Origin of the sequence: Neptunomonas antarctica, from assembly GCF_001305295.1 — a bacterium.
Lineage (GTDB): Bacteria > Pseudomonadota > Gammaproteobacteria > Pseudomonadales > Balneatricaceae > Neptunomonas > Neptunomonas antarctica.
The window spans coordinates 147,225-166,867 of sequence record NZ_LJSI01000027.1; the positions used below are offsets into that span (position 1 = coordinate 147,225).

At 45.7% G+C, this 19,643-nt stretch carries 18 protein-coding genes and 1 pseudogene; 6 read left to right on the forward strand and 13 right to left on the reverse strand.

Annotation, left to right across the window (positions count from 1 at the left end; translation table 11 throughout):
- Nucleotides 1-34 precede the first annotated feature (34 nt).
- The 3 genes from Nant_RS06440 to Nant_RS06450 are packed head-to-tail and all read left to right on the forward strand — an operon-like array spanning nucleotide 35 to nucleotide 3,258.
- Nucleotides 35-1,330, forward strand: a complete 1,296-nt coding sequence (locus Nant_RS06440; protein ID WP_054340814.1) for a YeaH/YhbH family protein — start codon at nucleotides 35-37, stop codon at nucleotides 1,328-1,330.
- Entirely contained in the window at nucleotides 1,327-2,844 is a 1,518-nt protein-coding gene (locus tag Nant_RS06445; RefSeq protein ID WP_054340815.1) for a SpoVR family protein, read from the forward strand. Before Nant_RS06440 ends, Nant_RS06445 begins: the two co-directional genes overlap by 4 nt.
- A gap of 48 nt (nucleotides 2,845-2,892) precedes the next feature.
- A complete protein-coding gene (locus Nant_RS06450) occupies nucleotides 2,893-3,258 on the forward strand; it encodes a histidine triad nucleotide-binding protein (protein WP_054340816.1) in 366 nt (121 codons plus the stop codon).
- 80 nt (nucleotides 3,259-3,338) lie between these two features.
- Here Nant_RS06450 and Nant_RS06455 read toward each other — a convergent pair whose 3' ends face one another.
- Nucleotides 3,339-3,947, reverse strand: coding sequence for a LysE/ArgO family amino acid transporter (locus Nant_RS06455; protein WP_054340817.1), 609 nt, complete (start codon nucleotides 3,945-3,947; stop codon nucleotides 3,339-3,341).
- Nucleotides 3,948-4,038: 91 nt separating this feature from the next.
- Here Nant_RS06455 and Nant_RS06460 point away from each other — a divergent pair, with 91 nt between their 5' ends.
- From Nant_RS06460 to Nant_RS06470, 3 genes are all read left to right on the forward strand, one after another.
- A complete protein-coding gene (locus Nant_RS06460) occupies nucleotides 4,039-4,959 on the forward strand; it encodes a LysR family transcriptional regulator ArgP (RefSeq protein WP_054340818.1) in 921 nt (306 codons plus the stop codon).
- 155 nt (nucleotides 4,960-5,114) lie between these two features.
- Nucleotides 5,115-6,050 carry a bifunctional enoyl-CoA hydratase/phosphate acetyltransferase gene (locus Nant_RS06465; protein WP_054340819.1) on the forward strand — a complete coding sequence of 312 codons (936 nt, stop codon included), beginning with the start codon at nucleotides 5,115-5,117 and terminating at the stop codon, nucleotides 6,048-6,050.
- 8 nt (nucleotides 6,051-6,058) lie between these two features.
- On the forward strand, nucleotides 6,059-7,246 hold the full coding sequence (locus Nant_RS06470; protein WP_054340820.1) for an acetate/propionate family kinase: 1,188 nt from the start codon (nucleotides 6,059-6,061) through the stop codon (nucleotides 7,244-7,246).
- Between the two features lie 82 nt (nucleotides 7,247-7,328).
- Here Nant_RS06470 and Nant_RS06475 read toward each other — a convergent pair whose 3' ends face one another.
- The 12 genes and pseudogenes from Nant_RS06475 to Nant_RS06525 all read right to left on the reverse strand — a co-directional run bounded on the left by Nant_RS06475 (nucleotide 7,329) and on the right by Nant_RS06525 (nucleotide 19,395).
- Complete coding sequence (locus tag Nant_RS06475) at nucleotides 7,329-7,730, reverse strand: GNAT family N-acetyltransferase (RefSeq protein ID WP_238377081.1); 402 nt, start codon at nucleotides 7,728-7,730, stop codon at nucleotides 7,329-7,331.
- 19 nt (nucleotides 7,731-7,749) lie between these two features.
- Nucleotides 7,750-8,400, reverse strand: a complete 651-nt coding sequence (locus Nant_RS06480; RefSeq protein WP_238377082.1) for an SGNH/GDSL hydrolase family protein — start codon at nucleotides 8,398-8,400, stop codon at nucleotides 7,750-7,752.
- A 35-nt stretch (nucleotides 8,401-8,435) separates the two neighbouring features.
- The gene (gene rlmB / locus Nant_RS06485; RefSeq protein ID WP_054340823.1) at nucleotides 8,436-9,170 is read right to left on the reverse strand and encodes a 23S rRNA (guanosine(2251)-2'-O)-methyltransferase RlmB; all 735 of its coding nucleotides are present in this window, start codon (nucleotides 9,168-9,170) and stop codon (nucleotides 8,436-8,438) included.
- Nucleotides 9,160-9,405 (reverse strand): annotated as a pseudogene (locus Nant_RS21005) (ferrochelatase); the annotation flags it as partial. The gene rlmB and the pseudogene Nant_RS21005, both read right to left, overlap by 11 nt.
- A gap of 314 nt (nucleotides 9,406-9,719) precedes the next feature.
- The gene (adk, locus tag Nant_RS06490) at nucleotides 9,720-10,370 is read right to left on the reverse strand and encodes an adenylate kinase (RefSeq protein ID WP_054340824.1); all 651 of its coding nucleotides are present in this window, start codon (nucleotides 10,368-10,370) and stop codon (nucleotides 9,720-9,722) included.
- Nucleotides 10,371-10,727: 357 nt separating this feature from the next.
- Nucleotides 10,728-13,334, reverse strand: a complete 2,607-nt coding sequence (ppc, locus tag Nant_RS06495; protein ID WP_054340825.1) for a phosphoenolpyruvate carboxylase — start codon at nucleotides 13,332-13,334, stop codon at nucleotides 10,728-10,730.
- Between the two features lie 154 nt (nucleotides 13,335-13,488).
- Nucleotides 13,489-13,863, reverse strand: a complete 375-nt coding sequence (locus tag Nant_RS06500; protein WP_054340826.1) for a hypothetical protein — start codon at nucleotides 13,861-13,863, stop codon at nucleotides 13,489-13,491.
- 2 nt (nucleotides 13,864-13,865) lie between these two features.
- A complete protein-coding gene (gene mazG, locus Nant_RS06505; RefSeq protein ID WP_274378323.1) occupies nucleotides 13,866-14,678 on the reverse strand; it encodes a nucleoside triphosphate pyrophosphohydrolase in 813 nt (270 codons plus the stop codon).
- On the reverse strand, nucleotides 14,675-16,927 hold the full coding sequence (gene relA / locus Nant_RS06510) for a GTP diphosphokinase (protein ID WP_054340827.1): 2,253 nt from the start codon (nucleotides 16,925-16,927) through the stop codon (nucleotides 14,675-14,677). Before relA ends, mazG begins: the two co-directional genes overlap by 4 nt.
- 227 nt (nucleotides 16,928-17,154) lie before the next feature.
- Nucleotides 17,155-18,057, reverse strand: coding sequence for a cysteine synthase CysM (gene cysM, locus Nant_RS06515; RefSeq protein WP_054340828.1), 903 nt, complete (start codon nucleotides 18,055-18,057; stop codon nucleotides 17,155-17,157).
- Nucleotides 18,058-18,225: 168 nt separating this feature from the next.
- Nucleotides 18,226-18,981 carry a spermidine synthase gene (locus tag Nant_RS06520; RefSeq protein ID WP_054340829.1) on the reverse strand — a complete coding sequence of 252 codons (756 nt, stop codon included), beginning with the start codon at nucleotides 18,979-18,981 and terminating at the stop codon, nucleotides 18,226-18,228.
- Nucleotides 18,982-19,056: 75 nt separating this feature from the next.
- Complete coding sequence (locus Nant_RS06525; RefSeq protein ID WP_054340830.1) at nucleotides 19,057-19,395, reverse strand: 4a-hydroxytetrahydrobiopterin dehydratase; 339 nt, start codon at nucleotides 19,393-19,395, stop codon at nucleotides 19,057-19,059.
- Nucleotides 19,396-19,643: the final 248 nt, after the last annotated feature.

Consider the following 19,643-nt stretch of genomic DNA (forward strand, 5'->3'; position numbering starts at 1 on the left):
TTCGGTTTCTCGCCTATCTTAAGGAGTGCGGAGCATGAGTTACATCATTGATCGCCGTCTCAATAGCAAGAAAAAAAGTGCTGTCAATCGACAGCGCTTCTTGCGCCGCTATAAAAAACAGATAAAGCAGGCCGTTGAGGAATCGATCAAAAAGCGCTCTATTCAGGATATGAATCGTGGCGGTCAGATAACTATAGCCAGACAAGGTACGTCTGAACCGGTATTTCATCACGGCAAAGGCGGTCAACAAACCCCGGTATATCCAGGTAATAAAGAATTTGATACCGGCGATGAATTCCAGCGCCCACAAGGAGGCGGTGGTGGCGGTGGTGGCGGTGCAGGACAAGGCCAGGCCAGTAACCAGGGTGAAGGTGAGGATGATTTTTCCTTCTCCATTAATCAGGAAGAGTTTCTTGATTTCATGTTTGACGGTTTGGAACTCCCTTATCTGGTAAAAAAACAGCTCATGGATGCCACCCTGTTTGAAACACATCGTGCCGGTTTTACGCAGGCGGGATCACCGGACAAACTCAATATTGTCCGCTCACTGCGCGCCGCTCATGCAAGACGCATTGCTCTCTCAGGCAGCCATCGGAATGAAATCAGAGAACTCAAAAAGCAACTGTGGAGCCTGGAAAATGAGCCGGTAACGCTTGAACGGAATCAGCAAATGCATACGCTGCGTGAACAAATAGGTGTTTTAGAAAAGAACAAAAAAAAGCTGCCTTTTATCGACGATTTTGACCTGAGATATAACAATATTGTTAAAACACCTATGCCATCAAGTAAAGCTGTGATGTTTTGCATCATGGATGTTTCTGGCTCTATGACTCAGTCAATAAAAGAGATTGCGAAACGTTTCTTTATCCTTTTATATCTGTTTTTAAATCGCAACTACAAGCAAATTGAAGTCGTCTTTGTGCGTCACCATACGCATGCCAAAGAAGTCGATGAAGAAGAGTTTTTCTACTCACGTGAAACCGGGGGGACGATTGTCTCCAGTGCTTTGGAACTGACGGCTGAAATTTTACAGGAGCGCTATCCTCGTCATGAATGGAATATCTACATTGCACAAGCATCGGATGGTGATAACTGGGAAGGCGACTCGCACAGGTGCTCTGAACTGCTGAACGAGAAAATTCTGCCACTGGTACAGTATTTCGCCTACGTTGAAATTACCAATGGCCCCCATCAAAATTTATGGCACGAGTACCAGCAGATACACGATAACCACCCTGAACAATTTGCGATGCAGCCTATAGAAGATATGGCCGATATCTTTCCCGTGTTCCGTCGCCTGTTTGAACGAAAAACGAAGGGGGAAGCATGAAAAAAAAACAGCCTATCTCAACCGGTGCCGAATGGACCTTCGAACTCATTGAAAAATATGATCATGAGATTGGCCGTATCGCCGCAGATTTTGGACTGGACACCTATCCCAATCAGATTGAGGTAATCACCTCTGAGCAGATGATGGATGCCTATGCATCGGTGGGAATGCCCCTGAACTACCATCACTGGTCTTACGGAAAACAGTTTGTTGAAACTGAAAACCGTTATAAACGAGGCCAGATGGGATTGGCCTACGAAATTGTTATCAACTCCAATCCTTGTATCGCCTACCTGATGGAAGAAAATACAATGACAACGCAGGCGCTGGTGATTGCACATGCTTGCTACGGCCATAATTCCTTTTTTAAAGGAAATTATCTATTCCAAACCTGGACCGATGCCTCTGCTATTGTAGATTATCTCGTTTTTGCTAAACGCTACATCGCACAATGTGAAGAACGTCACGGTATTGATGAAGTAGAAAGCATACTGGATGCTTGCCATGCCCTTATGAATTATGGTGTGAATAGATATTTACGCCCAAAACCACTGACAGCCGATGAGGAAAAGGAAAGGCTCGACGCCAGGGAAGAATACAACCAACGTCATATCAACCGATTATGGAATACTATTCCCAAAAAAGAAGATGAAGACGACACCCATAAGCTCCCCAGCTACCCTTTGGAGCCAGAAGAAAATATTCTCTATTTTATTGAAAAAAACGCACCGCTACTCGAACCATGGCAGCGTGAAATTGTGCGGATCGTCCGAAAAATCGCTCAATATTTTTACCCACAACGCCAGACTCAGGTAATGAACGAGGGCTGGGCTTGTTTTTGGCACTACACATTACTGCATCAGCTTTATGATGAAGGCTTAGTCAATGATGGTTTTATGATGGAGTTTTTACACTCACATACCAGCGTGGTCTATCAACCGCCGTTTGACAGTGACCATTTTTCGGGGATCAATCCTTACACGCTCGGGTACAATATGATGCAGGATATCCGGCGTATCTGTGAAAACCCTACACCCGAAGATCGTGAATGGTTTCCAGACATCGCAGGTAGTGACTGGCAAACAACATTAGATCACGCTATGCGTAACTATAAAGATGAAAGCTTTATACTGCAGTTCCTTTCGCCGCATCTGATCAGAGAGCTTAAATTATTCTCGATTATAGATGACTCGGAAAAAACAACTCTTCGAGTCTCTGCCATTCATAATGAGCCGGGATACCGCAAGATTCGTGAAGATTTATCCGCACAATATAATTTGGGTAACCGGGAACCTAATATTCAGGTTTATAATGTTGATGTGCGTGGCAACCGCTCATTAACACTAAGACATTTCATGCATAATAACCAACCACTCGCCGCAGACACGGACGAAGTACTAAAACATATCCACCATCTCTGGGGATTTGACGTTCACCTGGAATCAGTCACACCAAAAAATATCGTCATGGCCGGCTATCACTATCCACCTAAAGAGAAACTTGAGCTCTACTGAACGACCTCGTTATACTTCAACCCAACTTATACAAAACAGAGAATAAAAATGGACTGCCTTTTTTGCAAAATAATTGCTAAAGATATACCCGCTCAGGTTATTTATGAAGATGAACATGTCATTGCATTTAATGATATTAATCCACAAGCTCCACTACACTTTCTGGTTATCCCTAAAAAACATATCAGCACACTCAATGACATCACAGAAGAAGATCGGGAACTGCTCGGCCATATGATAATGACAGCAGGTAAAATTGCTTTAAATCAGGGTGTTGCAGAAGATGGTTACCGGACGGTGTTTAACTGCAATAGCCACGGAGGACAAACGGTTTATCATATTCACCTTCATGTTTTAGCGGGAAAAGCGATGGGCTGGCCTCCTTATCAAGCCACATTAAAGCAACCTCTGTAAGTCTGGTTCATATAAATATATGAACAAAAAATCCATGGCGATTGAAAACCCGCTTCGGCGGGTTTTTTCATGTTACGCCTTTAATTAATCAATGCCATAAACAACCAGGCAGCAATAGTCCACATCATTAACGCGACCAGCGCTTCTACCCACCGCCACACATGCGGTTTTCCCAGCCAAGGCGACAGCCATTTTGCTAAGAGCGTTAATACAACAAACCAGCTCAGTGAAGCCAAAATAGCCCCTATCCAGAAGCTATTCTTTTCGTTTCCCGTAAATTGATTACCAATACTGCCCAATAAAACCACCGTGTCCAGATACACATGCGGATTCAAGCAACTCACCACCAGCGCCGTTATTAGCGCTGATTTCAAATCCCCTTTTGCCTGACTGGTTGACAGACCGGGCGTACATAAAAATGCCCTGAATGCCTTATACCCATAAGCACATAAGAAAATAAAACCGCCTAACTGAAACAAATCAAGCGCCACTGGCCATTGCTGAATAACAACGCCTGCGCCTAACATGCCCAAACTAATAAAAAGCATATCACTCAGAATACAGATGATGGCGACAGGCCAATGATGCTGGCGCCTAACTCCCTGAGCCAGTACGAAAGCATTTTGTGCACCGATAGCCATAATCAACGCAGCGGCAGCCAAAAACCCTTTAGCCATATAAATTAACATCTTATTTTCCCGAAAAATCGCTGGTTGATATGATGAGTCAGGAATATAATTAAGTATAACTAATGATTTTAATATTTGATTAGAATTTCTTATGATTGATTATAAACAACTCAAAGCCCTATCTACTGTTCTTGACGAACAGAACTTCGAACGCGCGGCTCAACGACTGCATGTGACTCAATCCGCCGTTTCTCAACGCATTAAACAACTTGAAGAGATGGTCGGGCAAACATTACTCATTCGCTCCAATCCAATAAGCCCAACGCCTGCTGGCCAAACATTACTTAAGCATTTTCGACAGATTGAGATGCTACAAAATGAAGTCATATCAGAACTTAATCCTGTATTGAAATCGGGGCATATCAGACTGTCCATTGGCATCAACGCAGACAGTCTGGCAACCTGGTTTTTACCGGCCATTGATCCGATCTTAAAGCAACATGACGTACTATTGGATCTTAAAGTTGATGATCAGGATCAGACACAGCATCTGCTGCGTAGTGGGGAAGTTATGGGCTGCATCAGCTCAAGCGCTACTCCGCTGCAAGGTTGCCACTGTATTCCCTTAGGTGTATCTATTTACCGTTGCCTGGCATCACCGGGCTACGTAGAACAATATCTACCGCCAGGGTTTGATAAACATAATCTGATGCGGGCACCTATTGTTGAATACAACCATAAAGACGCACTGCAGCATCGGTATTTACAACAATTCTTTGACATTTCACCCGGTGATTACCCTTCACATCGCGTCCCCTCCTCTGAAGCGTTTGTCGACTTTATCATCAAAGGGTTTGCTGCCGGAATGGTTCCTGACCAGCAAGGTTCCAGTCTCATTAAATCAGGTCAAGTTATTGATATAAAACCAGGTTATTATTTATCGGTGCCTCTTTACTGGCATGTATGGAATCTAAAAACGCCGTTAGCTAATGACTTAACCCACGCACTTATTAAACAAAGTAAAATTGACCTGGCGCCTTTTTCAAAACACTCAGAACTAACCACGCCATAATAATTATGAGACTTAATGATATAGGTCACCAAAACGCATTGTTGCACTGCGTCATAATCATGACATTGTATTAAACTATGTTGTATTAGACTACATTCAGATTATTTACGAATACCCAGATATGCGGGTAATACTCACGTTAAGGTATATTGATTATGATTCTTAAAGAGACGCCTCCTATACACAACCAGCTTGAGTTCTTTATTGAACAAGCCGTTAAAGCACGTCCTATTATTACGGCTGTTGTGCACCCGGTAGATCACAATGGTTTGATGGGAGCGATTGAAGCTGCGCAACATAACCTCATTGTGCCCATTCTAATTGGCCCTAAAGCCAAAATTTTGGCGGCGGCAGAAAAAGATAATCTGGATGTATCAGGTTATGAAATTATCGATGTTGAACATAGTCATGCCGCCGCGGAGAAAGCCTGTGAGCTGGTTAAACAAGGTAAAGTGGAAGCCATCATGAAGGGCGACTTAGGCAGTTCAGAACTTATCAGTGCTGTTCTCCATAAAACAGCCGGGATTCGAACCGAACGTCGTCTCAGTCATGTATTCGTCTTTGATATACCTAATTACCACAAGCCATTAGTCATTACAGATGCCGCCATTAATGTCGTGCCGGATTTGATGACTAAGCGTGATATCGTCCAAAACGCCATTGATTTTTGTCGTGCTCTCGGTGTCGAACAACCTAAAGTGGCTATTCTGGCGGCCGTAGAAAAAGTAAAAGCGTCTATGCCAAGCACCATCGATGCAGCATGCCTATGCAAAATGGCGGATCGTGGACAAATTACTCACGGTTTGCTGGATGGCCCCTTAGCTTTCGATAACGCTATCTCCCTGCAAGCAGCTATCGATAAACATATTAATTCTCCCGTCTCTGGCGACGCGGATATTCTACTGGCTCCTGATCTGGAAGCCGCCAATATGATTGCCAAACAGTTGATCTACCTGGCCGATGCCAAATCTGCAGGTATCGCTATGGGCGCTAAAGTACCTATTATCCTGACCAGCCGTGCAGAAACACCGCTCGGTCGTCTTGCCTCCTGTGCGCTGGCATCGCACATAGTCCATCATCCGGTATCGTAGAGAACAGTATGCAAACAATTCTGACGATTAATGGTGGATCATCGAGCCTTAAATGTACTCTTTTTAAAACGGCCAGCCATGAAGAAACACCTATTTACCAATTCAAATTGGGAAATATTCTGGGAGAGCCCCGCATCACGCTATCGGACAGTAGTGGTAATAAAATAACACCACCGACGATAGACATCTCGCATGTTCCAAAAAATGAACGCCATAAGGCAGCGCTGAGGACTGTCTTAAATTGGTTAGAAGAACATGCGCCCCATCTAAGGTTAACCGCTTTTGGCCATCGTGTTGTCCATGGGGGTGAGCTTTTTACGGCACCCGTACTGATTGATAGTCCGACGATGACAGCACTAGAGGCGTTCATTCCCTTAGCGCCGTTGCACCAACCTTATAATTTGCTGTTGATTGAAGCCTGTCAGGCACTCAAGCCTGATCTTCCTCAAGTAGCCTGCTTCGATACTACATTTCATGTAGGCCAGCCCGCCGTTGAGCGTCATTACGCCATCCCCCGAAAATACACGAAGGAAGGTATTCATCGCTACGGTTTTCATGGGCTCTCTTATGAATATATTCAGAAAACACTGAAACGACTCTCTACCGAAGCGAGTCTGGCAAAAACGATTGTCTGCCACCTGGGTGCCGGAGCCAGCATGTGCGCGATACATCAAGGTAAGAGCATTGCGTCAACAATGGGCTTTACCGCCGTTGACGGGCTACCCATGGGTACCCGATGTGGCAATATTGACCCCGGTGTTCTGCTTTACCTGCAACGCCATCATCATATGGACACAGACGCACTGGAAAAACTGATTTATCAGGAAAGCGGCTGGTTAGGTGTTTCGGGGCTATCGTCAGATATGTTGACGCTGCATCAGGCGCATACGCCTGAAGCTGAAGAAGCGATCGATATGCTGGCCTACAGAATAGCGTTAGAACTCGGACGGCTTTCTGCAGCAATGGAAGGCTTGGAACAGATAGTTTTTACCGGTGGGGTAGGTGAAAATGATGCGAACTTGCGACAACGTGTTCTGAAACGCAGTCAGTGGTTGGGAGCTATTATTGATGATGCTGCTAACGAAGCAAGCCTCTCCGTTATTAATGCTGCCGCTAGTAAAGTGGTCATCCGGGTAATACCGACCAATGAAGAAGCCATGATTGCACACCATGTCACCGAGGTAATTGGAGCCTAATTTACAAGGGCTCCAATATCAAAAACCTAAGACAAGTGCGCTCTCGTTATAAAGCGCCCTGATTTAGCAGTCAGGGCGTTTTTCAATGATCACTTCCCGCATAAACCCACATGGGCTCTGTGGCTCCTGCCCGCTCAAATCCCAGATGCTTATAGAATTCAACGGCATCACCATCGGCCGTCAGCATCTGTTGATGAAAACCTCTGTACTTTTGCTGCATGGCTTCCATGAGCTGACGTCCAACCCCCTGTCCCTGAAAGGCAGGGTGCACTAACAGATGAGGATAATAAACCACGAGGTAACCATCGGAGATAGCATTCCCCAAGCCAACCAACTTGCCGGCAATACGCGCGGTCACAACGCTATCAGAGTTACTCAGCGCTGCCATTAATAAGTCAGGTTTTGCTGCAGCCGACCACTCATTAGCACGGTATAACGTGACAACTTCATCCAACCCAAGTGTATCTTGAAGATTAATAATCACCGTCACTGCTCCCTACTCCCTATTCCTGAATTTTAACAATGCATTTGATCACGTCTGCCAGCGCCTGCCCCAACAGCTGATGCTGATTTTCATCCAGATGGATTCCATCAACTCTACTCGCTGTTGTTATATCTGCTGAGTCAAAAAAATAAACCTGTTGCTCTGCGGCTACTTTTTTGTAGGCTTCAGCCAGCCCTATACATTTATGCTCGGCCCCTTCAAATTTGTCGGCAACCGGACCTGTTGGAGATAGCATTTTTGGTGGCACGACCATTAATATGTCAGGAACAGGCATTCCCGGTTCTATCGGGGCCTGACGAATAATGGTAATCAATTTTTCCATCCCCTGCCCCGACATCCAGGCATTGTGAGGATGCATCACCTGAAAATCGTTTGTGCCGAGTATCAACACTACAAGCGCTAACGGTGAACAAATTTCAATGGCCTGAGCAAGGCCTTCGGAGCCGTCACGACCTGCTTTAAATGGGTCATCCCATACGGTGCGTCTTCCATTCAGGCAATTCTCAATAACACGAACGGCCTGTCCCTGTGCTAACAGCTGGCTTTCAACCACACCCGATAAACGTTTATTAAACGACAAACGTTTTCGGGTTCCCGGAATAATACCCCAGGCTAAAGAATCACCGTAAACCAGTATATGCTTCATCATGTCATCCTTAACAAAATACATAAGTATAAAATTTACTATAACTTACGTTGACGTACCGCTTCAAACAAACACACCCCAGTAGCCACAGAAACATTCAAACTACTAACTTCACCGGCCATTGGGATTTTCACCAAAAAATCACAACCTTCACGGGTTAAACGCCGCATACCCTTACCTTCAGCCCCCATCACCAGCGCCATAGGTCCGGTTAAACTGGCTTGAGAAACCAGCTGATCAGCTTCGCCTGCGGTCCCCGTAATCCAGATACCTCTTTGCTGAAGTTCTTGCAACGTACGGGCAAGATTGGTGACTTGCACATAAGGCATCACTTCTGCTGCACCACAGGCTACTTTAGACACAGTTGAGTTAAGCGGAGCCGATTTATCTTTGGGCGCGATCACGGCATGAACACCCGCCGCATCAGCAGTACGCAAACAGGCACCAAGATTATGCGGATCAGTAACGCCATCTAATACTAATAAGAAAGGGGCTTCATCCAACCGATCCAACAACTGATAGAGAAAGCGTTCATCTTTAGATTCCATAGGCGTACAGACGGCGATGACTCCCTGATGGACGCCTCCCTGTGCCATTTCATCCATTTTTTGTCTGGGGATCCGCTCAACGCGAACATCGCCAAGCGCTTCCAGTAATTCGTTCAACCTATCATCTTCACGCCCTTTAAGCAGAATCACCCGCTGTACACGCTCGGCATCATATTTCAGGGTGGTCTTAACGGCATGGAAGCCAAATACTAATTCAGACTGCATTACTTTCCTCATCTGTTCGATTATCTAACATCAGCCAATCAGCGGCCTGTTCCTGTACTAACACTGCCAACGCTTCAATAAACGCGGGTGTACTATTCACTGCCGGGATATATCGATAGGCCTCTCCACCGGCTTGATGAAAGACTTCTTTGTTGTCTTCTGCGATCTCTTCCAGCGTTTCCAGACAATCTACCGTAAAAGCATGGCAGACAAGGTCAATGACTTTAATCTGTTGCTGTGCAAGGTGACAGAAACTCTCTCAGATAACGCTTTTCTGCTTTTGGTTCTGACTTATCAGGGGAACCTAAATTGATAGGTATAATTGCAGTTTTAATAGAGTCAGGCCCATGCGTGTATCGATTAGCAAGAAAACGCCTATTATCCCGAAGAAGTATTCAAAAACCCAGTATTGCTTTGGATGATCGGCTTCTGATGATCTCTACAAAGCAAAAAAGCCGCTTAAGGCGGCTTTTTTTCGTTTGAACGAGTGTTTGAATGCTGTTTGACTACTACCTGATCTTGTTGAGCCTTTTTATGAAACGCTTCAGATCATGCTAAACCAGAAAAAACAGCATCGCGGATGTCATCAACCGTACCTACTCCCGGTACATAAACGTACTTAGGTGCAGTCACTACATCATCTTCAAAATTCTTATAATAACTGATCAACGGAGCAGTCTGGTCGTGATAAACGTTGAGACGGTCACGAACGATTTCTTCTACATCATCAGCACGCTGCACCAGATCTTCACCTGTAGCATCATCCTTACCTTCGACTTTAGGTGCGTTAAAAATCAGATGGTAAGTGCGGCCTGAACCCGGATGCACACGACGCCCGCTCATGCGTTTGATGATTTCTTCATCTGCAACATCAATTTCAACAACGGCATCAATAACCACGCCCGCTTCTTTCAGAGCATCTGCCTGAGGAATAGTGCGCGGGAAACCATCGAATAGAAAGCCGTTTTCACAATCAGCTTGTGCAATACGCTCTTTCACCAGACCGATAATAATATCGTCAGAGATCAATTCACCTGCATCCATCACCGCTTTAGCTTTTACGCCAATCGGAGTACCCGCTTTTACCGCCGCCCGTAGCATATCGCCCGTTGAGATCTGAGGAATGCTGTACTTCTCGGTGATATATTGCGCTTGTGTGCCTTTACCAGCGCCTGGTGCGCCAAGAAGAATAATACGCATTAAGGATTTCCTTTACTCTAACTTTAATAAATTGAATTCGTTTGCTGTGCCCGGTGCACTATCATAAACAGCTAACTACCATAAACGACTAACACTCATTATATGGCTAGTGGTCTGTCGGACTTAACGCTGATCTTTACGTTAAAAATTCATTTCAACGCAGATATGCACGATGATGGATAAGAACCATACTGGCGCACGCTAATGCCGACAATTCGACATTAGCACTAGCTTTTTGCTGAAAACACCCCAAAAAGGCTCATTTGCCTGGATTTTTCGGCAAAAAACTACGTTTTTTATTAACCGAATCAGCGAGATTAAGCCAAAGCGGCCTCTGGCTCAACCCCGACATAAGATTTAACCCGTATTTCGCATACCGGCAGAAATGCCCGCCATCGTCACCATCAATGCCTGTTCCAGACGCTGGTCAGGATGATTACGATCACGATACAGCAGCTCGGCCTGTAAAAAATGGAGTGGATCAATGTATGGATTACGCACATCGATAGATTGCTGAATCACTGGATTACCCACCAGCAATTGCTCGCACTGTTTAATTTCCAATACTTTTTCTACCGCAATCGTTAGACGATGCCTCAAACTGGAACCTAATACTTTTAACTCTTCGGATACCAGGCGGGATTCATAATACTCCGTCAGGCGTGTATCACTTTTCGCCAACACCATCTCCAGCATATCGACGTATGAGCGAAAGAATGGCCATTGTGCATACATCTCATGCAGTACCGGCAATTCGTTATCGCGCACAGCCGTTTCCAATGCCGTATCTGAACCTAACCAGGCAGGCAACATCAGACGAATCTGCGTCCAGGCAAAAATCCACGGAATAGCACGCAAACTTTCCACACCGCCATCGGCCTTGCGTTTAGCCGGACGAGAACCCAGAGGCAATTTACTGAGTTCCTGTTCTGGTGTGACAGCCCGAAAATAAGCAACGAACTGTGGGTCATGCCGCACGACCGAGCGATACGCATTAAAGCCTGTCTGTGCCATTTTCTCCATCTGATCACGCCAGACGTGTTGCGGTGAAGGTTCAGGGGAAAGTGTAGCAGCCAATACAGCGCCGGTATAAAGTTCCAGATTGCGTATGGCCAGTTCCGGTATGCCGAATTTAAAACGGATCATCTCACCCTGCTCGGTCACACGTAAACTACGATCAACCGACCCGGGAGGCTGCGCGAGTATCGCTGTGTGGCTTGGGCCTCCCCCCCGTCCGACGGTGCCGCCACGTCCATGAAACAGTGTCAGATGCACGTTATATGCCTGGCATACCTCGGTTAACGCTTCCTGAGCTTTAAACTGCCCCCAGGCCGCCGCTAACTGGCCGGCGTCTTTGGAGGAATCAGAGTAACCGATCATCACTTCCTGATGACCATGGGTATATTGTTTGTACCAGGATACGGAGAGCAGAGCGTCAATACAGTTGCGCGCATTATCCAGATCGTCCAGCGTTTCAAACAACGGAACGACACGAATATCATGCTTGATGCCCATCTCACGCAACAACAAAATAACGGACAACACATCGGAAGGATGGCTGGCCATGGATATAACATAAGAACCCAGTGCAGCAGGGTCTGCTGTGGCTACGACTTTGCAGGTATCCAGTACTTCTTGTACCTCAGCAGACGGATTCCAGTCACGAGGGATCAATGGACGCTTGCTTTGTAATTCTTTCAGGAGGAAGGCTTGTTTACCTTCTTCTGTCCATTGCGTATATGAGCCTAAGCCATAAAACTGCGATATCTCTTCAAAAACCTGTGCGTGACGGTCTGAACTCTGTCGGATATCCAGTCTGACAAGTGTTGTACCAAAACAACCGATACGCCGGATAATATCTTCCAGCGGTCCCTCTGCAATAATATCCATACCGCACTCGAGCAAAGATCGGTGGCACAGCAGCAACGGTTCAAGTAACTCTTCGGAGGTTAGCATCGGACAATGGCTATCAAGCCCCTGCTGGCTTAAATGCTGTTTTATCCAACTTTGGGTACACATCAGTGCATCGCGTACTTCACCTAACAGGTGGCGATAAGGCTCTGCCGCATCACCCACCCGCGCGCGTAACTCATGGTTGCATGCATGCATCGATAATTCGGCACGTAACGCATCAATATCACGTATATAGAGATCAGCAGCCATCCAACGAGACAGCATCAGCACCTCCTCGGTAACGGTCGCGGTGACGTTAGGATTTCCATCACGGTCACCACCCATCCAGGAAGCAAATCGTATAGGTGAACATTCCAGTGGTAAACCCTGACCAAGAATGGCACGCGTTTGTTCGTCAAGGCGCTTTAGAAACGCAGGAACCGCTTCCCAGAGCGAATTCTCAATAACAGCAAAGCCCCACTTTGCTTCATCAATTGGCGTGGGACGAACATGGCGGATCTCATTGGTATGCCAGATCTGACTAATCAGTTCATTTAAACGATGCTGCGAAGACTCACCGCGATCTAAACCCCGCAAGCAATCAGTAATAGAATCATATTTCTGAATCAGTGTTCGGCGGTTAACTTCAGTAGGGTGAGCCGTTAGTACCAAATCAACTTGCATCTCTACCAGAGTCTGCACTATTTTCTCTGCTGCAAGACCATCACCTTTCAGTTTTTTTAATAGCTGAACATAGGAATCGGCTGCTTCCAGGTCACAAATTTCCTGATGTCTACGTACCCGATGGTGCTCTTCAGCAATGTTAGCAAGATTAAGAAATTGAGTGAACGCGCGAGCGACAGGAAGCATTTCATCCTCACTGAGCCCCTTAAGCTCAGTCAGTAAACTTGCTCTATCACTTTCCGTACCATGGCGACCCGCTTTAGCCAACTTTCGAACCCGTTCTACTTTGTCCAGAAAATCTTTGCCCAGATGTTTTTCTATTGTCTGCCCAAGACTACCACCCAACATCCTGACATCATCGCGTAAGGCTTCATGCAGATCATTCATACCCAACTCCTTCGTGTATACCCAATAACAGAGCATAGGTATTATTTATGATTAGCACAAATCAGGCTTTAGTAGACAGTGCTTAATAAAACAGCTTTAGTAAATAAGGTAATATGAGACTGGCGACGGAGCTCTTAATAGGTGTTTCCGCAATTTAACGAAGTGCAGCGTGCAACTTATCTAACGCCATTCGGGCCAGCGTTTCATTTTCATAATAAACAGGACCTGCTGGTTGCACAGAGGCTATCAGTTGCAACTCAATACGGAAGTCTTGCTCCATTTGTACACCACGATCAAATAACATGTCGCTGGCAATCAGAGAAACCATCGGAATAATCCGATAACCCGATGCCGTTACCAATGCAATCTGCTTGTTTTTGCGATCAACGACTAAGCGAGGCTGACCTTTTAGGTCGTCGGATACATCAAACCCGCTGCTTTTGAGCGCATTCAGTTGCACTTGCCCTTTCTGCCAGTTCCAGTAGCCTAGCCCTGCCATTATCATGACCGCCAATACGAACCATGCCATTTTCATAATCCTTGCTGCTTTGCCTCGCTCCAGAACTGATCAAGTTCGTCCAGAGAATAGGTATCCCAAGTTTGGCCAGAGCTTTCTACGCAGGCTTCAACATAGTTAAAACGCCGCTCAAATTTCTGATTAGTCGATCGTAAAGCAATTTCGGCTTTAACCCCTAAGTGGCGTGCAAGATTGACCTGAGTAAAGATCACATCGCCCATTTCATCCAGAATGGCTGCCTGATTACCCTGCTCAATGGCTTCACGAAGCTCAGCAATTTCTTCTTCCATTTTATCTAACACAAGTAACGGATCATTCCAGTCGAAGCCGACCTGCGATGCTCGCTTTTGCAATTTATCGGCGCGGCTCAGTGCAGGCAGGCCTCGCGGAACATCGTCCAGAATCCCGGTTTTTTTCTTGCCGGCCCGCTCCTGCTGTTTGATTATCTCCCAGTTCGCGCTGACCTCTGCTTCAGAAAGCACGGCCTCTCCCGGAGGTGTGCTGAGCTTCCCATCCGGAAAAACATGAGGGTGACGGCGAATCAGCTTTGTCACCAGTTGATTAACAATGGAGTTAAATTCAAATAAAGATTGCTCTTTTCCCAGCTGACTATAGAAGATCACCTGAAACAACAGGTCGCCCAGCTCGTCTTCCAGATGCGCCCAATCCTTACGCTCAATGGTGTCGGCTACCTCGTAGGCCTCTTCCAGTGTATGCGGCACAATCGTACTGAAATCCTGCTGTAAATCCCACGGGCAGCCATACTCAGGATCCCTCAGACGCCCCATCAGATAAATAAGGTCCGATAATACATAGGGGATACTCACTGCTGAAAGCCGCTACGTTGACGATGAACATCCACCACATTAGGTACCTGACTAATTTTATCCATAATACGACCCAAGAGTTCCAAACGTGAAATTTCAACCGTCATGGTTAAATGCGCGAGGTTACTATGCTTATTCGTTACTGTATTGGCCGTCAGAATATTCATTTTTTCATTTGCCAGCACCATCATCACATCCCGAAGTAGCCCGGAACGGTCATAGGCTTCAATACTGAGATCAACAGGATAAGTGGTTTCACCCTCTTCATCCCAATCAACAGCTACAACCCGTTCTGCTTCATTTTCACGCAGATTCAATAAATTATTACAATCTTCTCTATGAATGGAAACACCACGCCCATGCGTGATAAATCCTACAATAGGATCACCCGGTACGGGTTTGCAACAAGTAGCCATCGTTGTCAATAAATTACCCACACCCAAAATACGAATATCAGAGCTACTCTGTTTCTTTTTCTTATCCCGCGAAATCACAGGCAGAACCAGATCCAGCTGTTCATTATCCGCCGGTGTTTCGACTTGTCGCTGTGCCGCATTTAATATCTGCGACAAACGAAGATCGCCGCCCCCTAAGGCTGCAAACACATCTTCCGCTGTTTTATGATTTACTTCTTGCGCCAGATGCAGCATATCGACTTCACGCATCGCAATCGCTAAACGTTTGAACTCACGTTCAACCATCTGGCGGCCCGCTTCTTCATTTTTATCTCGATCCTGCATTTTGAACCAGTGCGCTACTTTTGCACGGGCACGCGATGTCGTCAGATAACCAATATTCGTATTCAGCCAATCGCGGCGGGGCTGCTCATCTTTTGCCGTTAATATCTCTACCTGGTCACCCGTTTTCAACGGTTTATTCAATGAAATAATTCGGCCATTAACCTTGGCACCCCGGCAGCGGTGACCAATGGAAGTATGGACACGATACGCAAAATCCAGAGCAGTCGCCCCCAAAGGCATGTCAATAACATGTCCATCCGGGGTAAATACATAGAGCCGGTCCTGCACCACATCGCCACGCAAGATATCACCGAAAGCTTCCGTATCTCCCAGGTCATCATGCCATTCCAGCACCTGTCGTAACCAGGCGATCTTATCTTCATAAGCATCACTTTTAGAATTAAGATCCGTACCTTTATATAAATGATGCGCACACACACCTAACTCAGCTTCTTCGTGCATTTCGGAGGTGCGAATCTGGACTTCCAGTACCTTTCCTTCCGGACCGAATACAGCCGTATGTAATGACCGGTAACCATTGGGTTTGGGTGATGCTATGTAGTCATCAAATTCATGGGGAATATTGCGCCACAAACCGTGGATGATACCTAATGCGGTGTAGCAATCTCTTATTTCTGGCACCAGAATACGTAGTGCCCGTACATCATATACCTGGCTAAACTCGATATTTTTACGCTGCATTTTTCGCCAGATGCTATAGATGTGTTTCGCCCGACCATCGACATTAGCATCAATATTTTGTGCTTTTAACTCACGCTTCAGGGTACCTACGACATTATTGATGAACTGCTGACGATCCAGCCGCTTTTCATCCAGCAACTGGGCTACATGCTTATAATCATTGGGTTTCAAATAGCGAAACGAGAGATCTTCCAACTCCCATTTGATATGACCAATACCTAAGCGATGAGCTAATGGAGCATAAATATCAAAGACTTCACGGGCGACCAGGTAACGTTTGCGGCGGGACGCTTCTTTTACACCACGTATTGCACAGGTACGTTCGGCGATTTTGATCAGCGCTACACGCACGTCATCAATCATGGCCACCAGCATCTTACGGAAGGTATCAATCTGACGTGCGTTAGCACCTAAGACGGAGTGTTCAACACGTGGATTAGTGAGACTACCAATCGCAGCCATCTGTAAGACACCTTCAATTAGCCTGCCAATAACGGGGCCAAATTGGTTTTTAACGGTATCTAATTTAAGTTTATCTTCTCTCACACTGCGGTACAGAATCGCAGCAATAATTGACTCTTGATCCTGTTGTAGCTCAGCCAGAATCTGGGCCATTTCCAAGCCTGTCAGGTAGCTATTATTTGACAGGACATCCGTCTGTTCACAAACCTGCTTTGCTATTTCACAGGCGTGACGCACCTGCTCCACATCGTTAATTTCTATCTGTTGCTGTAAACGCCACAACCACAAATCCAAATCGACTGTTCCGTCATCACGAACGGGATGATCTTCACGAACCTTCACCATGGCTAATTGCCACTCCTTTACTCTCGACTCTGTCGTTTTTATAACGATTCTTTTTTATTATGGCAAAGAACAAATAACCCAAAGCAATACACAGGGTTATTCACTTCATACATAGAGTCGAACGTTCAATTTTGTATGACCTCTAATTACAAGCAAGTTCCATGCTCAAATAAAATCATCCTATACTCATTATAAAAAAAGCCGCTTAGCGGCTTTTTCAGTATAGGTTATATGGGGTCAAATACCCCGGTTGACAAGTACCGGTCACCCCGATCGCAGATAATGCAGACAATCACTGCGTTTTCTACCTGCTCACTTAGCAGCAAAGCACCTGCAACAGCCCCTCCGGAAGAGACTCCGCAGAAAATCCCTTCTTTCGTCGCCAGGTCGCGCATTGTATTTTCTGCATCCTGCTGGGTAATATCTATTACTTTATCGACTCTGGTTGCATCAAAAATGGTGGGCAGATAGGCCTCAGGCCAACGCCGGATACCGGGAATCTGAGACCCTTCTTGTGGCTGAAGCCCAACAATGCTCACCTCAGGATTTTGCTCCTTAAGAAAGCGCGAAGTGCCCATAATCGTGCCAGTAGTCCCCATGGAGCTGACAAAATGCGTAATCCGTCCTTGAGTCTGGGCCCATATTTCTGGTCCTGTCCCTCTATAATGCGCCTCAGGATTGTCACTATTTGAAAACTGATCTAAGACCGTACCGTGACCTTTTTCTTGCATTGACAGTGCCAGATCACGCGCATGTTCCATACCCTGTGCTTTGGTAACAGAAATTAATTCCGCACCATAGGCCGTCATCGCCGTTTTACGTTCCATACTCATGTTATCCGGCATAATCAGTACCATACGGTAACCTTTAATAGCCGCCGCCATGGCCAGAGCAATACCCGTATTACCAGACGTCGCTTCAATCAGCGTATCACCAGGTGATATATCACCCCGCTGTTCCGCTCGCTCAATCATACTTAATGCCGGCCTATCTTTTACTGAACCAGCAGGATTATTGCCCTCAAGCTTACACAGAATCACATTACCACGTTGATTTTCACCAATACGCTGCAAACGTACCAACGGGGTTTTTCCAACATAATCAGCAATCGTAGGAAACTCTGTACTCATTTGATTTACCTGCTAGCGTCTTAAAACAAAATGGACTAAGAATATTGGATATTATACCTTAGTGTTCTAGCAGAGAATAATAAAGACCCTAAAATCAGGAGTCAAATTAACTAACAGTGTCTCTGCATCTGAGATATATCTTAATTTTATGAAAACACATACCCCACGTTATAATGCGCGTTCTTGGTGTTCTTTCAATTTACTTAGCGGTGTACCCAACGAAAAGCCTAAACGCTGAGTTAATTCACGTGCGTTATTTTTAAGCTGCTTGCCGGATTGTATGTCGATACTTTTTCCGGCGAAAATTAACCAGTTACCACTTTGTGTCGCACAACTACGAATATCCGGAAATAACTCACGCAAGAGACTCAAGGTTGCTTCACTCTGATGATCGCGCCAGCAGTTCAGTACCAGCCAACCATCAGGCTTTAGACGGTGATAACATTCATGTATAAAATCTGGTTGAAGCTGTTGCTCATCTAATCCATCCGGCCCGTATATGTCACTAAAAATAATATCGGCTAGTTTACTCTCCACACTCTGTAAAAAATCTTGTGCATCCATGTTATGCAATTGCAGCCGCTTACTACGCGGCAACTGAAAATATTTATAAGCCGCATCAATGACACCCGAGCGAAGTTCCACAACTTCCTGCTTGAGTGAAGGAAAATTAAAATGTAAACACGTGTTAAGACTCCCTGCACCCAGACCCAGGCTAATACAGCGCTTGGGCTCACAAAATAGCAGCACTAACAACATCGCACGCACGTACTCATGCTGCGGTATAGCGGGCTCACTTTTCAACCAACAACTTTGTTCATCAACATCGCCAAAGGACAGATAGCGCTTATAACCATCATCCAATACCCGTATGACACCAAACTCATCGTAACCACGATAAATCTCTTTTCCGGGAATCGACATTAAATCTCCTTAATTTTCCAGACAGCCCTCTAAGTAGCTCTCTAGATTAGCTTTGTAATTTAGCTTTGTTATTTATTAGCGATTCAAGCCGTCTGTTTTAGCGGCACAAATCAGATCGTTACGATGCAACCCCTGAATTTTATGAGTCCACCAGGTTACCGTCACTTTACCCCATTCTGTCAGAATAGCGGGATGGTGTGCTTCCGCTTCCGCCAGATCGGCCACTTTTTGCGTAAACTTCATGGCTTCAATAAAGTTTTTGAACGAATACGTCCGTTCCAGTTGCGTAATACCATGGCGGGTTTCAATATGCCATTCAGGGATCTGAGGCATTGACGCCTGCAGTTCGTCCGCTGTAATCTGCGGCACACCCACCCGGCAAGCTTCGCAGTGCAAATCATCTAACTTATCCATCACTTTTCTCCTATCTGAGCCTTGTATGAAAACGAGAAGATAACTACTGTTCCCCCACACTTACCCAGTACTAATACTCTCAATGCCAATCAACACCAAGGTCACGCTTAGTTTCTGAATTTTACCCTCTGTATTCATAATATAGTAAATTAAAGCATCGTGATTTTTATAAACTATTTCGGGAAATGGTCAGGAGAAGCGGTAGATAGAATTCGATAGGGGGGGGGGGTGTGAAGTGCGGAACTGTA

Excerpts from the sequence above, each read along its gene's own strand:
- relA (WP_054340827.1), bottom strand. The coding sequence starts at position 16,927 with ATGGTGAAGGTTCGTGAAGATCATCCCGTTCGTGATGACGGAACAGTC.
- Nant_RS06500 (WP_054340826.1), bottom strand. The coding sequence starts at position 13,863 with ATGGCATGGTTCGTATTGGCGGTCATGATAATGGCAGGGCTAGGCTAC.
- Nant_RS06525 (WP_054340830.1), bottom strand. The coding sequence starts at position 19,395 with ATGGATAAGTTAGATGATTTGCACTGCGAAGCTTGCCGGGTGGGTGTG.
- Nant_RS06480 (WP_238377082.1), bottom strand. The coding sequence starts at position 8,400 with ATGATGAAGCATATACTGGTTTACGGTGATTCTTTAGCCTGGGGTATT.
- Nant_RS06455 (WP_054340817.1), bottom strand. The coding sequence starts at position 3,947 with ATGTTAATTTATATGGCTAAAGGGTTTTTGGCTGCCGCTGCGTTGATT.
- rlmB (WP_054340823.1), bottom strand. The coding sequence starts at position 9,170 with ATGCAGTCTGAATTAGTATTTGGCTTCCATGCCGTTAAGACCACCCTG.
- Nant_RS06520 (WP_054340829.1), bottom strand. The coding sequence starts at position 18,981 with ATGTCGATTCCCGGAAAAGAGATTTATCGTGGTTACGATGAGTTTGGT.
- Nant_RS06450 (WP_054340816.1), top strand. The coding sequence starts at position 2,893 with ATGGACTGCCTTTTTTGCAAAATAATTGCTAAAGATATACCCGCTCAG.
- Nant_RS06470 (WP_054340820.1), top strand. The coding sequence starts at position 6,059 with ATGCAAACAATTCTGACGATTAATGGTGGATCATCGAGCCTTAAATGT.
- Nant_RS06460 (WP_054340818.1), top strand. The coding sequence starts at position 4,039 with ATGATTGATTATAAACAACTCAAAGCCCTATCTACTGTTCTTGACGAA.
- Nant_RS06440 (WP_054340814.1), top strand. The coding sequence starts at position 35 with ATGAGTTACATCATTGATCGCCGTCTCAATAGCAAGAAAAAAAGTGCT.
- Nant_RS06445 (WP_054340815.1), top strand. The coding sequence starts at position 1,327 with ATGAAAAAAAAACAGCCTATCTCAACCGGTGCCGAATGGACCTTCGAA.
- ppc (WP_054340825.1), bottom strand. The coding sequence starts at position 13,334 with ATGAATGATCTGCATGAAGCCTTACGCGATGATGTCAGGATGTTGGGT.
- cysM (WP_054340828.1), bottom strand. The coding sequence starts at position 18,057 with ATGAGTACAGAGTTTCCTACGATTGCTGATTATGTTGGAAAAACCCCG.
- Nant_RS06465 (WP_054340819.1), top strand. The coding sequence starts at position 5,115 with ATGATTCTTAAAGAGACGCCTCCTATACACAACCAGCTTGAGTTCTTT.
- adk (WP_054340824.1), bottom strand. The coding sequence starts at position 10,370 with ATGCGTATTATTCTTCTTGGCGCACCAGGCGCTGGTAAAGGCACACAA.